The 14,739-nt window shown below is 42.7% G+C and carries 11 protein-coding genes; 4 read left to right on the forward strand and 7 right to left on the reverse strand.

Going from position 1 to position 14,739, the window contains the following annotated elements; translation table 11 throughout:
- Positions 1–20 precede the first annotated feature (20 nt).
- A complete protein-coding gene (locus Q4519_RS09470; protein ID WP_303511798.1) occupies positions 21–521 on the reverse strand; it encodes a MarR family winged helix-turn-helix transcriptional regulator in 501 nt (166 codons plus the stop codon).
- A gap of 1,096 nt (positions 522–1,617) precedes the next feature.
- On the opposite strand from Q4519_RS09470, the gene Q4519_RS09475 reads away from it, so the two are divergent.
- Together Q4519_RS09475 and Q4519_RS09480 are read left to right on the forward strand one after the other, a co-directional pair.
- Positions 1,618–1,929 carry a DUF496 family protein gene (locus tag Q4519_RS09475; RefSeq protein WP_232802129.1) on the forward strand — a complete coding sequence of 104 codons (312 nt, stop codon included), beginning with the start codon at positions 1,618–1,620 and terminating at the stop codon, positions 1,927–1,929.
- A gap of 429 nt (positions 1,930–2,358) precedes the next feature.
- Positions 2,359–3,153 (forward strand): lipopolysaccharide assembly protein LapB, encoded by a 795-nt coding sequence (locus Q4519_RS09480; protein ID WP_232802128.1) that lies wholly within the window; start codon positions 2,359–2,361, stop codon positions 3,151–3,153.
- Between the two features lie 166 nt (positions 3,154–3,319).
- Here the strand turns inward: Q4519_RS09480 and Q4519_RS09485 are convergent, their stop codons facing one another.
- The 4 genes from Q4519_RS09485 to Q4519_RS09500 form a co-directional block, all read right to left on the reverse strand.
- Complete coding sequence (locus Q4519_RS09485; protein WP_303511800.1) at positions 3,320–3,925, reverse strand: HAD family hydrolase; 606 nt, start codon at positions 3,923–3,925, stop codon at positions 3,320–3,322.
- A 69-nt stretch (positions 3,926–3,994) separates the two neighbouring features.
- Complete coding sequence (locus Q4519_RS09490) at positions 3,995–7,234, reverse strand: SNF2-related protein (protein WP_232802126.1); 3,240 nt, start codon at positions 7,232–7,234, stop codon at positions 3,995–3,997.
- Between the two features lie 115 nt (positions 7,235–7,349).
- On the reverse strand, positions 7,350–8,147 hold the full coding sequence (locus Q4519_RS09495) for a M48 family metallopeptidase (protein ID WP_232802125.1): 798 nt from the start codon (positions 8,145–8,147) through the stop codon (positions 7,350–7,352).
- Positions 8,148–8,397: 250 nt separating this feature from the next.
- Positions 8,398–8,949 (reverse strand): PadR family transcriptional regulator, encoded by a 552-nt coding sequence (locus Q4519_RS09500; protein ID WP_232802124.1) that lies wholly within the window; start codon positions 8,947–8,949, stop codon positions 8,398–8,400.
- A gap of 156 nt (positions 8,950–9,105) precedes the next feature.
- Between Q4519_RS09500 and Q4519_RS09505 the strand changes: the two genes are divergently transcribed.
- Both Q4519_RS09505 and Q4519_RS09510 read left to right on the forward strand, forming a co-directional pair.
- Positions 9,106–11,031: an ATP-dependent DNA helicase RecQ gene (locus Q4519_RS09505; RefSeq protein WP_303511801.1), complete on the forward strand. Its 1,926-nt coding sequence runs from the start codon at positions 9,106–9,108 to the stop codon at positions 11,029–11,031.
- An 85-nt stretch (positions 11,032–11,116) separates the two neighbouring features.
- Positions 11,117–11,482: an STAS/SEC14 domain-containing protein gene (locus Q4519_RS09510; RefSeq protein ID WP_232802122.1), complete on the forward strand. Its 366-nt coding sequence runs from the start codon at positions 11,117–11,119 to the stop codon at positions 11,480–11,482.
- Between the two features lie 88 nt (positions 11,483–11,570).
- On the opposite strand, the gene mnmE is transcribed toward Q4519_RS09510, so the two are convergent.
- Positions 11,571–12,938 carry a tRNA uridine-5-carboxymethylaminomethyl(34) synthesis GTPase MnmE gene (gene mnmE / locus Q4519_RS09515; RefSeq protein WP_303511802.1) on the reverse strand — a complete coding sequence of 456 codons (1,368 nt, stop codon included), beginning with the start codon at positions 12,936–12,938 and terminating at the stop codon, positions 11,571–11,573.
- 123 nt (positions 12,939–13,061) lie between these two features.
- Positions 13,062–14,738, reverse strand: a complete 1,677-nt coding sequence (gene yidC, locus Q4519_RS09520) for a membrane protein insertase YidC (protein WP_232802108.1) — start codon at positions 14,736–14,738, stop codon at positions 13,062–13,064.
- Between the last annotated feature and the right edge of the window lies 1 nt (position 14,739).

The raw sequence follows: 14,739 nt of genomic DNA on the forward strand, positions 1-14,739 counted from the left end.
TTTGCCAGACATGATTGAAATCAATATATGGTTGATTTTTGTTTGATTATTTTGCTTAGTAGTCTGTTTAACTCCAGCATTTCATCTACAGACAATACGCTAACGTTTTGTTCTCTCACTTGGTTCAAATCATAGTATAAAGACTCTACCAGTGAGCATCCCTCATGGGTTAATAGAAGGGTTTTGGAGCGTTGATCTTGTGGGTTAGGGGCGTCGACAATTAAGCCTTTGCTAATGAGTTTGTTGATGATCTTAGTTAACCCCCCAGAACTAAATAAAAGATATTTAGCAATATTTTTTGGCGTTAGCTGTTGCGGTGCCGATTCGCGTCTTAGGGACATTAATACGTTAAATTCAGCGACGGTTAGTTGGCTTGGTTGTATTACTGAGTTTAATTCTTCCAAATAAAAATGATGTAGCCGATGTATTTTCACTGCTATTTCACTGGCATCTGAAATAAACCAGTTTTGTTTCATCTTATCGATTATTTCCTCGGTCGAGGAGAATAATACTTTACTCACATTAGTCACCTTTATATATAACTAGCTTTCTAGAAAACTAGTTTCGAACAAATATAATGAGTAGAATAGGTCATCTACTCACGAAGCATAGCTTGTTGCTTTGATTGTTTTTGTCATATATATCATATCCTTATATCTTTAGAGGGAAATGCTTAATAACTTGTTTTGATAGATTTTATGGTTGATTTTTAATAATTGATTAGTGTTTTTAGAATGTTTTTATAGATTTATATGATTCTTTAATTCATATTATTGATTTTATCGTTTTTTATTATGTGTGATTGGTCTGTTTTATCATTTAATCTGAAACTTAATTTTTAAATTCGATAAAAACTAATTATCTGAGTTAATCATTTTGAGCAGGCAAGTTGATTTTGGTTGGCGTGTTACGCACTCAGTGGGAGCCTCACCAGCTAATGGGCCATCAGTTTGTCTGCTCTCCCTATTTTTTACCTCGCTTATGCTGCCTTGCTCTGTTACTAAGGATTTTTGTTGCTGGGTAAAAAAATAGTTGCAGCCTTTGGCTTGCTGCTCGTATTTGGCCTAACGGGCGACAATGGATTTTCCGTTAATAAGCAAATTTAGTTAAGCCGAATTTTGGATTTGCGAAGTTGCATGCTTTACAGCTTTGCAACTAGATAGTCTACAAATCGGGCTGATTTTGCTTATGTTAAAGCTAAAAATGGCACAAAAAAAGCCGACTGGGAGGCCGGCTAAAAAGGAAGTAGTACTTGAACTCACAGCAATCAGTTAAGTTTAAACTCATCACTTAGATGAATTGAGTCTAGTGGATGTATAATTAATAGCTATATAGGAAAACCAAGACATTTGATTAATATTATATAGGATGTGAGGTTGAGCGAATAAATGGTCGAATATGGATAAGGCTTACGAAAGTGGGATATTCAGGCTTCTGCTCTGTAGCCACATGCCTAAGCTGCAGCTTTGAGTCAAGAAGATGAACCAGATTGAAACCGCTAAATATTGATTTGGTCACTATATGAGTTTAGGCTAACTGTGGTTTAATAGCTGGCGCAAATCTTCCCGTAATGTACTTAGGTGTTGGTTAGCCGTTTTCAGTTTGATGAGGTAAAAAATGAGTAACGTATTAGAATTGGTAAAAAATGCACGTCGCAAAAACAAGTTAAAGCGTGAAATTATTGATAATGAGAGCAAGGTTCGCGATAACCGTAAGCGTGTTGATTTGTTGGATAATCTTCTCGATTATATCCGCAGTGATATGACTCAAGCTGAAATTGTTGCCATTGTTGAAAATATGAAAGCGGATTATGAAGACCGTGTTGATGACCATATTATCAAAGGGGCGGAATTGTCCAAAGAGCGTCGCGATATCAATAAGAAAATCCAAGAATTCTCTCGTGGTTTAACGCAAAACGCGAAAAAATAATTGTTATTGCTGACACCCTATTTGAAGCCCGTACAGGGCTTTTTTTCGTTTTAAAACATAAACAGTATGTACTACTAAGCTTACTTTTCTCTTAGATTCATCTAGTCTTAAGGGGGGATCTGTCGCACTAGTCTTGGTTGAGTTTCATCGCTGCCACAAAGTACTTAAATAAAGCGCTTAAATGTTAAGGTACATAGTTGTACTTGCAAATTGGAATATGCGCTGGTTTGAGCTAAAATCCCGCTGGTAACTTTTTAGATGCTCTCTCATCTTTATTTGGCAATAAAAATTTTAACTAGCCAACATGACTTTATTATTTATTCCTTATACTTACTCTAGCCGCAGTGAAACTTGCGCGTATAGTGAAAGTTATCCTTGGCTATTTGCTAAGGAAGCGAGGACTACATTCATACTAGGAGCGTCGTTAGGATGGATTCCACTTTTGTAATATTAGAGCGCATTGCGCAAAATGCCGATTGGCCGACGACGCAGACTTGGACCCAAGTTCTGAATAGAGACTTTCAAGCTAGTTTGGATTTACTGGATGGTTATCGCAGCGATCCTGAAACCTTATATCGCGCAATGAATCAATTTATTGTGATGCCTAATGGCTGCTATGGTCAAGCGGGTGCCGCGGCGGTATTACTGGCAGCAAGCAAAGCTGAAAAAAGTATGAGTGAAGAAGTCGCTGCTGCGATATCTCACTGGATTGAAGCTGCTAAATTGGTTAATGATAGTATTCCAGCCGTTCGTGCCATAGAAATTGATTTTCTGGTGCGCGGTGAGCAAATGGAACTCGCCTCAAGTAAGCTGAAAGAGCTGATTAAAGTTAATCCTGAAGATTATTGGGCATGCCGTAGCGCACTTAATTATTGGGCTGCGATGGGAGATTTGGCACAAGTGGCTATTTGGGGTAAACGCGCTGAAGAATGTGCCCATAGTTCCCGACGTTGGGAGCAAGTGATCTGGCAAATGGGGCTTATAGCCCAACAGCAAAAGCTTTGGCAACAAGCAGCCGGTTTTTACGAGCAGTTAATATCTGCTAGCTCTAGTGATGCCGCGCTTTATCATCATATGAGCGAAGTTTATTTTGAGTTAGGCGAATATAAAAAGGCCCTCGCTTACAATAAAAAATCATTACAATTTAAACCGACGGCTGCTGGCGAACAACTTCAGAAAAGCATCTTGAAAGCCAGTGTTTGGTGGCGTAAGTTGCTGCCTTAGTTCTGCACGGCGCTAACTAACCCGAATCTTGGATAAGCGGACATCGTATATTTTCCTGCAAAAACGCTGTGAATATGTCCTTATAAGCTTTGCGTTTTCGTCCCTGAAAACGAAATTTTGCCGTAAAACATACTTTATTTAACTGCGTTAAGCTTAAACAGTATTTTTAGCTATTCACTAAATGCGACTGACGAAATGCTTGGGTTAATTCTGTAACGTGCTGATATACCCAGTCGGCATGATGGCGGTATTCTTTACCTAGCTCAGGATCATACAAGCACGACCAAGTGTTGGCATTTTTAGCTACTTCTATATCAAACCAAAAATCACCAATATAAACAATTTCTTGTGGTGAAAGCTGCCATTGCTGGGCAATTTTCAATATGCCTTCTGGATCAGGTTTAGCTCGACAATCCTCCCGTGTTAACACAAGCGGAATGTCCAGCTTGAATTTTTCCAGTACATAAAGGCTGGCATCGTGCATATTACGCGTGAGCACGGCGGTGGGGATACCTAATTGCCGCAAGGTGAGCAGTAGCTCTGCTACGCCTTCGATCGCTTCAGCAGCATGGGCGCCGGCCATTTCATGATCATAAATACATTGCTCGGCATGGGATATTTGCTGGTGGCAGGTTAAGGTGGCGAGATGTTCGAGGAGTGGCGACTGCTCAGGAAAGTTAAGCTCAGCTCTGAGTAAGTCAAAGTCGAGCTTCGAATCCACTAGGGTGCCATCTAAATCAAAAATAACCCCTTTAATTTTCGTGAAATCCATTTTTCCACCTTATTAGGTTTGAGCCGATAAGCGTATTGGCAACAATACGCTTATCTATGTGCTAGATGGTTACATCGATTCAAATAGCTTAAGTAACTGATCACTATCGGTCAGCACTTGATGTTCAGCCTCTTTATCTCCGTATACTGCATCTGCAAGTTGTTGTTTCTGTTGTTGCAATTGTAGCACTCGCTCTTCAACTGTTTTTTCACAAATTAGTTTATAAACAAACACCGGCTTGTCTTGACCGATACGATAAGCTCGGTCTGTTGCTTGATTTTCTGCGGCTGGATTCCACCACGGATCGTAATGAATAACGGTATCCGCTGCGGTTAAGTTTAAACCAACGCCGCCAGCTTTTAGTGAGATTAGAAATACCGGTACATCGCCATTTTGGAATGAGTTTATTACGTCTGAACGTTTTTGCGTTTGTCCAGTTAGTTTAGCGTAAGGAATGTTGGCATCTTTAAACTTATTTTCAATGAGCGCCAGCATTTGTGCAAATTGCGAGAAAATCAAAATGCGGCGACCTTCTTCAAGCATTTCTGGCACTATATCCATTAAGAAGTCTAATTTTGCTGATTGGTTAATTTTTTGTGCTTCTTCTAATTTAACCAATTTCGGGTCACAACAAGCCTGACGCATTTTTAGCAGGGCATCTAAAAATTCAATACGACTGCGTGCCATGCCCTTGCTCGCCAATAAGCCTTGCACGCGAGACTCCATGGTAACGCGAATACTTTCGTATAAAGTACGTTGCTCTGGCGGCATTTCAATGAGATGGGTGATTTCTGTCTTCGGTGGTAGCTCTTTCGCTACTTGATCTTTAGTGCGACGCAAGAGAAATGGCGATACTTTTTGTTTCAGCCATTGTTTGGTTTGGAAATCGCCTTCTTTTTCTATTGGCGTACGGTAGTGCTTATTAAAGGCGCTTAGGCCACCTAAAAACCCGGGCATCAGGAAATCATATATAGACCATAGTTCACCAAGGTGATTCTCCATCGGTGTACCGGTTAAACATAAACGGTGATCTGAATTAAGTTTTTTCACCGTTTGTGTCATTTTTGCGGTTGGGTTTTTGATCACTTGCGCTTCATCTAAGATCAATTCACTGAACTCAAATTGGTCTAACTCTTCACTGTCTCGTACCATTAGTGGATAAGTGGAGATGATGATGTCGTGATTGTTTATTTCGCTAAATAGTTGTTTACGCTCTGGCCCGTGCAGTTTTAGTGTGGTTAGATCCGGCGTAAATTTTTTCGCTTCTGCTTCCCAGTTACCCACTAAGCTGGTAGGACAAATAACTAAAGCTGGTTTAGTGAGTTTACCTATGTCTTTGCGGTGCTGCAGATAGGCTAGTGCTTGCACTGTTTTACCTAGACCCATGTCATCCGCTAGGATACCGCCAAAGCCGTAATCAAATAAGAAGTTAAGCCAGTTTAGGCCGTCCTGTTGGTAGCTACGAAGCTCAGCTTTTAAATTAGGTGAAGGTGGGATAGCTTGAATACCGGAAAAATTAGCGAGCTTTTGCGCCAGTTTTTTCACATGTTCACCGCCTACCCAATTATTAATATCTGGTAGTTGTGCTAATAGCCCTGCGTGGGTGTTAGGTAAGCGTAAGGTTAAGTTATCTTGATTGGTGAGCTCTTCCAAAATAGCCAGAATTGGCTCAATAGAGCTACGCTTAATGGTCAGCATGGCGCCATTTTTTTGCGGTAAAATTAGATCGCCTTTTTGCGACTTCCAATCAGTATGGCGTTGGATCCACTCCAGTAACATTGGTAGTAAAGGTAAACTACGGCCTTCTACTTCGATGGTTAAGCCGACATCAAACCATTGACTATTTTCTTCTATTTCAATGTTCATGCCTTGAACTTGCTGTGCGGTTAAGTCGATACTTTTATCAAACTCAACCTGCCAGCCTTGCTGTTTAAGGCGCTCACCATGTAACAGATTAAAACCTAGCCAAAGTTCTTCTTGGCTAATTTTGCTGTTACTGTATAGAAAACCTTGTAGTACTTGCTTGTCTAAACGACCTTGCAGCAGGTGTTCATTAGCGGGTTTTAATTGTAAACGTTGATATTGTTGCCAAGCTTGCTGTTCTTGCTCTAGTTCCCGTTTAATGTGATAACTGTTGCCATGAATGGTAAAGCGTGTTTGGCGCTCAAGGTGGATCACATTTGGGCAAAGACGAACTTCGCCATAGGCGAACCAGAATTCAGCAATAAGCGCGGCTTGGCCATTTTCTAAGCTGCCTTTCTTTACCGTTAACATTGGTACGAGGGGAGCATCAACTTCAACTTTCGGTAATTGAATCGGTGCTGGGATCGCGTCTTCAGTAAAGTTGATTAACAGCTCTTGAGTGAAGTGGGTTGCTTGTTGCTCACCTAATGGTGGTAATGCTTGTAATGCCTGTAAGAAACTGCCTTCTAGTTCTGTTTCAATAGGGCCTGCCACCAGCGAACTAGGAATTAAATACCAAGGGCTAGGCGTAGGTAGAAGCTGCCATTGCTCATCAATACCCTCTAGCTCGATGCTGAGTTGATGCTGATCTTGTTTATTCCAGCTTAAAGTCAGCTTGGCACTGTTGCCTAATAGTAATGGCGAGGCTGTGCTTTCCCAAAAACAACGCCCGGACTTGAGCATGCGCTTTAAGGCTAACTCGTCATTTTCGGTGATAATTACCGTGCTTTTTAGATTGTACTTATCCGTTTCTTTGAGCAGTAACAGCCGCACTAAGTTTTTATCGAAGTCTGTTAACCAAGAGTCAGACCAAGAGTAATCATTCACTAACTCTTCTAATCGTTTACTACTGAATGCGCCAAAACTGCCATCTTTAAGGGTTTTTGCTGCGCCAACTTCTACTTGAATCATTCCATCTTTATTGTTTGATAAACAATAAATTGCCTTTTCTTTTGCCGTTGCATTTGGGCTGCTGGCTTGGCTTTGTTGTAAGTGCTGAGGCAGTTGGCTAAACCATAATTGGTAAGGATCGGCAGGCTCGAGTTGTTTTTGATAAGCGAGTAATAGTGCAACCGCATGCTTACAGTTCCAACCAACAGGGCAAGAGCATTGGCTACGGATGATCAATTTTCCGGGCTGGTTACTGGCTTTTACTTCTACATTGGTGCTGTAGCTAGTTTCTTTATCGCTACCTGTTAGGCTACCAATAAGCTTGTCTAGCTCAGGGCTGTATTTGCATTTTTGTACCATGCCTTCTGTGAATACTTTAAGCCCTCGATCAAAGGTAGGGCCGCCGAAGCTGTTACGTATATCTTTTTCCGAATAATCCAACATGGTACTGAGCATCACTTTCATTTATCGCAGGAAATGGGCCCGATTATATCGCTTTTTGGCTCTCGGGTGGGAAATGTATCTTGATGAGGGTGGCAAAAGTCATGATTAACTGCTGCCACCCTCAACTCTAAGCCTTACAGTTTGGCTTATTTGTTTGATATTTAGGCAATTTGTTTATTTTATTTTGTAGGTCTTTAATTCGAGTGCTATGAGATGGGTGAGTTGAAAGTAACTCTGGTGGTTGCGCGCCGTCTGCAGCTTTAGCCATATTTTGCCATAACTTAATACTTTCATTCGGGTTAAAACCGGCTTTTGCCATTAACTCTAAGCCTAAAATATCCGACTCTGATTCTTGTGTACGGCCATAAGGTAACAAAATGCCGACTTGCGCGCCTAAGCCTAGCCCAGCCATTGCCATACTATGATATTCGCTACCACTTAAAGCGGCGCTGGATAGTTGTAAGCCAAGGTTAGTGATTTGGCTTTGAGATAGGCGTTCATTACTGTGGTTAGCTAATACATGAGCAATTTCATGTCCGATCACCGTTGCTAGTTGATCTTGATTTTCGGCAACTTTTAGTAAGCCAGTATAGACGCCAATCTTTCCACCTGGCAGGGCAAAAGCGTTCACTTGTTTGCTGTCAAACACCACTACTTCCCAATGCTGAAAGCTATTTTGAGGTGGCAATTGTTTAGTAATGGCATTGGTGACACAGGCTACGTATTGGTTAGTCTTTTTATCTAGACTGATCTTTTCTTGTTTTTTCATTTCCTCAAATGATTGCGTTCCGAGCTGTGTCATCTCTGTGTCAGAAAACATAATCACTTGGCCACGGCCTGTGGGCGAGGTGGAGCAGCCAGCAAGTGCCAGACTTGCACAAAGCAGGCTGGTTTTGAAAAAAGAAAAGCTAAATATATTGGTCATGGCTTCTATCCTGTAACCCATCAAACGAGCCCAACATCATACTCCGCCAGAGCCTATAGCTCTAGTTGGTTCTGCAATCGTTAATATTAGGTGATGGTAAGGGAGTATACCCAATTAACTTGAAGGTACATGCTCCAGAGCGCGTGTAATACACGGATTAATGCAAAGCCATTAGCTACTAGCCGTCGTCAATACCTGGCCTATACCTTTGCTGAAATTGAACACCTTAGGTTTATTGGGGTTGCGGTGATTAAGCTTGTTCTTGCTGGGCTAAAGCTTGGATCTCTGGAATAACATCATTGGCCCAACCAAGCCAAGCTTGTTCCATCGCGATACCGCGTTTAAGGCTTAAATACGCAAGTTTTTCGCCTTTGCTCAGGTATTTCATATCTGGAAAGTCGGTTTGAAACGCTAAATACATATTTAAAGTTGCCTGGTGCTCTTCCACCAATCTTTTTAAATCACTTAAAATTGCACTGGCATTGGCGCATTCTCCCGCCATAAATTTTGCCAAGAAAGGTGAGTTTAATAAGCGCTCCGACGTGGGCTTGCTTAGCCAATGCTCTAAGGCCTGTTGACCCGTAGGGGTGACGCTGTAAATTTTTTTATCGGGTTTTCCTTGCTGGGCTTGTTCAATACAGCTGATTAGATCTTCATCAGCCATTTTTTTTAGTTCACGGTAGATTTGCTGGTGGCTAGCTTGCCAAAAATTTGCCGACTTTTCATCGTACTCTTTAGCAAGTTCGTACCCGGTCATATCGCCTTTTTGTAAGGTAATTAACAATACATATTTTAAGCTCATGGCTCGTTCTTTATCCGTTATTTGACCTATTCATATTAACTAATTAACAGTATTAGTTCGAGGATGGACTTTAATTTCTGATAGTGAATATGCATGTATTTGGGAGGTCAGCGGGAATCAAGTACACTGAGGTTAATAACACTATTTGGAATGATTATGCTACATAGCGCCCTGAAGCAACATTTTGGTTTCGAGCAACTTAGGCCTGGGCAAGACCAGGTTATTAACGCGATTATGCAAGGTCACTCAGCGGCTGCAATATTTCCAACGGGCTCTGGTAAATCTCTTTGTTATCAGTTACCCGCAACCTTGTTACCCAACCTCACTTTAGTTATTTCTCCTTTACTGGCACTGATTAAAGATCAGCTCGACTTTTTACAACAGCGTGGCATTGCTGCGGCCTCGATCGATTCCAGCCAAAGTTTTGAGCAAGTACAGCAGGTGATGCAGGGGGTGCGTAACGGTCAGATCAAAATACTGATGATTTCAGTAGAGCGATTAAAAAATGAAAGATTTATGCGCTTTATTGAACAAGTGCCCATTGCGTTAATGGTGGTCGATGAGGCTCATTGTATTTCTGAGTGGGGACACAATTTTAGACCCGACTATTTAAAGTTGGCGCAGTATCAAAAGCAGCTAAGTATTCCACAGGTACTTTTGTTGACAGCCACCGCAACCGAGGCGGTGATTCAAGATATGCAGGCAAAATTTGCAATCAATAGCCAGCACATAGTGGTGACCGGTTTTTACCGTGGTAACTTAGATCTCGCTGTGATGGCAACGGAACCAGCTGCGCGTATGGTTCAGTTACAGCAACTGTTAGCGGCTGATCCTTTATTACCGAGCATTGTCTATGTCACTTTGCAGCACACCGCGGAAGAAGTGGCTGCGCAACTACAACGACAGGGCATAAATGCACAGGCTTATCATGCAGGGATGGAATCAGATAGACGACAGCAAATTCAAGCCGACTTTATGGCCGGTAGCTACACTTGTATTGTGGCGACCATCGCCTTTGGAATGGGGATAGATAAAGCCGATATTCGCCGTGTGATTCATTTTGATTTGCCTAAGTCGATCGAAAACTACAGCCAAGAAATTGGCCGAGCTGGGCGTGATGGTTTAGCGTCACAATGTGTCGTGTTGGCCAATAAATCCAGTTTAACTTTGTTGGAAAACTTTGTTTACGGTGACACGCCTGATCAACGAGCGATCCAAGCTATCCTGGATGAAATTAGCCAAGGGTCTGCTGAGTGGGAAGTGGTGTTGACACGTTTGTCTAACCAAACCAACATTCGTCAACTGCCGTTGAAAACCTTACTGGTTTATTTAGAGATGCGAGGCATACTGCGCCCCGCATACAGTTATTTTGCCGAGTATAAGTTTAAGTATCTATGGGATAAAAACGCCATAGTGCAAGCCTTTCAGGGCGAGCGGCAAGTATTTGTGCAACAAATTTTAAGTTCGTCTGTTCAAGCAAAAATTTGGTGTACTCCGGATCTTGAGCAAATGTGGCAACAACATGGTCAAGCACGCACGCGTGTTATTGCAGCGCTCGATTATCTACATGAAAAAGGCATGATTCAGTTAGAAAGTAAATTGATGACCGACGTTTATCGAATACAGCAACCGCCACACTCACAACCTAATTTAGCCAACGAATTACACCAATTATTCATTAATAAAGAACAGGCTGAAATTAATCGTATTAGCCAGCTGATTGGTTTTTTTGAGTCTGAGCAATGTTTAAGCCATCGGTTAGCGGGTTATTTTGCCGATCATCAAGCACCTGAGCGCTGCGGTCATTGCTCGGTATGTCGTGGTCAAGTGGCACAATTACCTGCAGCTGCGGCGGTACCTATGCCTTCCTCAGAGCAGTTAAGTACTTGGTTATCACCTTTTCAACAAAGTTATGAAACCGCGATGGGATATGCTGCCAGTATTGAGGCTCAAGCTCGGTTTTTATGTGGTATGGCTACACCTGTACTAACCAAAATTAAAGGCCGAAAAATGGCAGGCTTCGCTCAACTAGAGCGGGTGCCATTTAATCAAGTGAAAGGCCTAATAGCGCAATATAATTAAACAGAATCTTGGATGAGCGAAGTAGCATGTGTCATGCTTGATTCGTTATTGCAAATTATTGAACCGGAACGGCATAGGAATCACCATGTTTAAAGTTACGCGTGTGAATGATGCTCGTCTTGATCTTGAGGTTTCAGGCAAGTTGGACAGCGAAGCAATGAAATTAGTGTTAGATGAACTAATCGCAAAAAGTGAAGGTATCAGTGCGGGTAGCATGCTCTATCGAATTGCGGCATTTAATATTCCTACCATAGGGGCGATGGCGGTAGAGATGTCGCGTTTATCAGAGTTGTTTACACTGATGAAGCAGTTTCGCCGTATTGCGGTGCTCACCGACAAGGACTGGGTAAAGAAAGTCAGTGAGTTTGAAGGGGCGGTTATCCCTCATATAGACATTAAGGGCTTTAGTTTAGAAGATATGGCGGCAGCAGAGGCTTGGCTCGAACAATAATACATTGGCGGCTAGATTGACTAAAACTCAGGATAAGCCTTTAGGGGATAAGGGCTTAAACTGAGTTGTAGACTATTCGGGTAGCGTTTTATTTACCAATACAAAAGCTGGAGAAGATGCGAGTCAATAAATCATCGCTGGTAAACTCTCCAGTGATTTCACTTAAGGCTTCTTGGGCAAGTCTTAGTTCTTCCGCGAGCAGTTCACCTGCCATATAGACTTCTAATTGCTCTTTACCGTTATCTACATGGTGACTTGCAATGTTGAGCGCTTCCAAGTGACGGCGACGTGCCATAAAGCCACCTTCGCTGTTGCCTTGATAGCCCATAATCTGTTTAAGGTGCTCACGTAATGATTCGAGCCCTAAACCGGTTTTCGCACTGATGCGGTAAACGGGATGGCCGTGATCTTCGGTGATGGCTAAGGTTTCACCGGTTAGGTCTGCTTTGTTGCGTATCACCGTCATACCGATATTTTTGGGTAAGCGTTCAACAAAATCAGGCCAAATTTTGGCGGGGTCAAGCTCATCGGTGGTGGTGCCATCAAGCATAAACAATACCCGATCAGCATTATTGATTTCTTGCCAAGCGCGCTCAATACCGATTTGTTCTACTACGTCAGGACTTTCGCGCAAGCCTGCTGTGTCGATAATGTGCAATGGCATGCCATCAATATGAATGTGCTCGCGTAATACATCGCGTGTGGTGCCGGCTATTTCGGTGACGATGGCGGCTTCTTTTCCAGCCAAGGCATTTAACAAGCTTGATTTGCCAGCGTTAGGCCGACCAGCGATCACTACTTTCATGCCTTCGCGCATGATTGCGCCTTGTTTGGCTTGGCTTTGTACTAAGGCTAGCTGGTCGATAATAGCATAGAGCTGTGCTTGAATTTTACCGTCAGAAAGAAAGTCGACCCCTTCTTCATCGGGAAAGTCGATGGCTGCTTCAACAAAAATACGCAGATGAATAAGGGCTTCAACTAATTCATGTATCTTGTTAGAAAATTCACCTTGCAGTGAATTTAAGGCACTTTTCGCGGCTTGCTCTGAGGTGGCTTCGATTAAATCGGCAATGGCTTCTGCTTGGGCTAAATCAAGTTTGTCGTTCATGAAAGCACGCTCTGAAAACTCACCTGGACGCGCTGTTCGTACCCCTGGAATAAGAAGAATTCGCTTGATCAGCATATCCATGACCACTGGGCCACCGTGACCTTGTAGCTCTAGCACATCTTCACCGGTAAACGAATTCGGGCCCTTAAACAGCAGGGCTATCCCCTCATCGAGAGCGTTGTTGTGCTCATCTTTAAATGGCAGGTATTCGGCATAACGCACTCGGGGTTGCCTGCCTAATACTATCTCTGCCACTTGCTCACAAGCGGGGCCGGATACCCGAATAATGCCGACGCCGCCACGGCCGAGGGGGGTTGCTTGCGCGACGATAGTATCAATTGAATTCATCTGCTTATGCCTGTTGTATTAGAAGGTACAAATTATATATACGCTGCTCGGTATTATACGCAGTTCATAAAGAAAAAGGAGCCAAACGGCTCCTTCTTAATATGGCTTAAGGATTAGCTAAGTTTACGCTGAGGCGTTTTTACCTAACCCCTTTTTGTCCAACTCGCGGAAAATTAGCCACTGTTGTAACAAGGTTACTAAGTTACTCACTAACCAGTAAAGCACCAAACCTGAAGGGAAGAACAAGAAGAATGCGGTAAATACTACTGGCATATACTGCATGATCTTCGCTTGCATCGGGTCTTGTACTGTTGTTGGTGACATCTTCTGAATAAAGAACATGCTGATACCCATTAGGATAGGTAACACGTAGTACGGGTCTTGTACTGATAAGTCAGTGATCCAGCCAAAGAATGGCGCATGACGTAATTCAACCGACTCCATTAATGACCAGTACAGGGCAATAAAGATTGGCATTTGCAATAGGATAGGTAAACAGCCACCGAGTGGGTTTACTTTCTCTTTCTTGTATAGCTCCATCATGCCTTGTGAGACTTTTTGCTTGTCTTCACCATAGCGGTCACGTAACTGTTGAATTTTTGGTTGTAGTAAACGCATTTTCGCCATTGAGGTGTATTGCGCTTTCGTTAGCGGATACATCACACCTTTAACAGCAAAGGTGACAAGAATGATAGCGACACCCCAGTTACCAACAATGCTTTGGAAAAATAGCAATAATTGGAATAGCGGTTGGGCGATAAACCATAACCAGCCGTAATCCACGGTAAGGTCAAGGTGTGTGCCCACTTCTGCCATTTCGTCTTGTAGTTTTGGACCGACCCAAAGTTTCGTGCTCAGGGTTGCTTCACTGCCTGCTGCTACTGTTTGCAGTGGCGCTTTATACCCAATAGCTGCATCTGTGCCATACACACGGGTGTAAAGCTCATTGGTTTGCTCTTCGCTAGGAATAAATGCCGATACAAAGTAATGCTCTAGCATAGCAACGTAACCGCCTTTTGTTTCAACGGCTAAGTTCGCTTCTTGCATGTCATCAAATGGGTACTTGGTGTAGCGAGTATCATTTCTAGCAGCTAAAGGTGCAGAGTAAGCACCGCCACGATAAACCGGCATCACTAGGCTGCCGCCAGATGGCACTACGGTTTGTTTCAACTGGCCATATAGTTGCAAGTTAACAGGTGCATCTGAGTTGTTAATGACCTGATAATCAATGTCTACTTCATACTTGCCTTTTAGCAGGGTAAATACTTTTACGTACTTAATGCCAGTATCGGTAGTGAAATATAATTGCGCCGATACCTTATCCGCCCCTTCACTTAAGATAAATTTGTCTTGAGTGGTGGTGTAATGTGGACGACCTTTAGGGTGGCTATCAGGACCTTGACCAATTAAACCACTTTGCGCGATATAGGTATGGCCCTGTTCGCTTTTAAGTAGTTTAAATGGGGCTGGCTCGCCTTGTACTTCTGGGTACAACAGTAAGTCTGCTTCAACTATGTCCCCCCCAACAGTATCAATCACTAACTTTAGTGTGTCATTGCTTAGTGTGATGCGCTTTTGTGATGCACTGTTTGACTCTACCGGTACATCTTGATTGGCATCAGCAGACGCCATCGGCACATCAGCGCTGATGTTAGCACTGCTAGGAACATTGTTAGCTGGTTGTGTTGCGACAACGGTTGGTTGTTCTGGTTGCGGATTCTTAAATTCTGTCCAAGCGACAAAAATTAAGTAGCTGACAAACAGCAGACCAATAAGTAAAAAATTACGCTGAGATTCCATA

The sequence above is a fragment of the Motilimonas sp. 1_MG-2023 genome (assembly GCF_030547455.1).
Taxonomy (GTDB): domain Bacteria; phylum Pseudomonadota; class Gammaproteobacteria; order Enterobacterales; family CBDFNC01; genus Motilimonas.

Coding starts and splice junctions, on each gene's coding strand:
- Q4519_RS09495 (WP_232802125.1), bottom strand. CDS start 8,147: ATGACCAATATATTTAGCTTTTCTTTTTTCAAAACCAGCCTGCTTTGT.
- Q4519_RS09485 (WP_303511800.1), bottom strand. CDS start 3,925: ATGGATTTCACGAAAATTAAAGGGGTTATTTTTGATTTAGATGGCACC.
- Q4519_RS09480 (WP_232802128.1), top strand. CDS start 2,359: ATGGATTCCACTTTTGTAATATTAGAGCGCATTGCGCAAAATGCCGAT.
- Q4519_RS09475 (WP_232802129.1), top strand. CDS start 1,618: ATGAGTAACGTATTAGAATTGGTAAAAAATGCACGTCGCAAAAACAAG.
- Q4519_RS09490 (WP_232802126.1), bottom strand. CDS start 7,234: ATGCTCAGTACCATGTTGGATTATTCGGAAAAAGATATACGTAACAGC.
- mnmE (WP_303511802.1), bottom strand. CDS start 12,938: ATGAATTCAATTGATACTATCGTCGCGCAAGCAACCCCCCTCGGCCGT.
- Q4519_RS09510 (WP_232802122.1), top strand. CDS start 11,117: ATGTTTAAAGTTACGCGTGTGAATGATGCTCGTCTTGATCTTGAGGTT.
- Q4519_RS09500 (WP_232802124.1), bottom strand. CDS start 8,949: ATGAGCTTAAAATATGTATTGTTAATTACCTTACAAAAAGGCGATATG.
- Q4519_RS09505 (WP_303511801.1), top strand. CDS start 9,106: ATGCTACATAGCGCCCTGAAGCAACATTTTGGTTTCGAGCAACTTAGG.
- yidC (WP_232802108.1), bottom strand. CDS start 14,738: ATGGAATCTCAGCGTAATTTTTTACTTATTGGTCTGCTGTTTGTCAGC.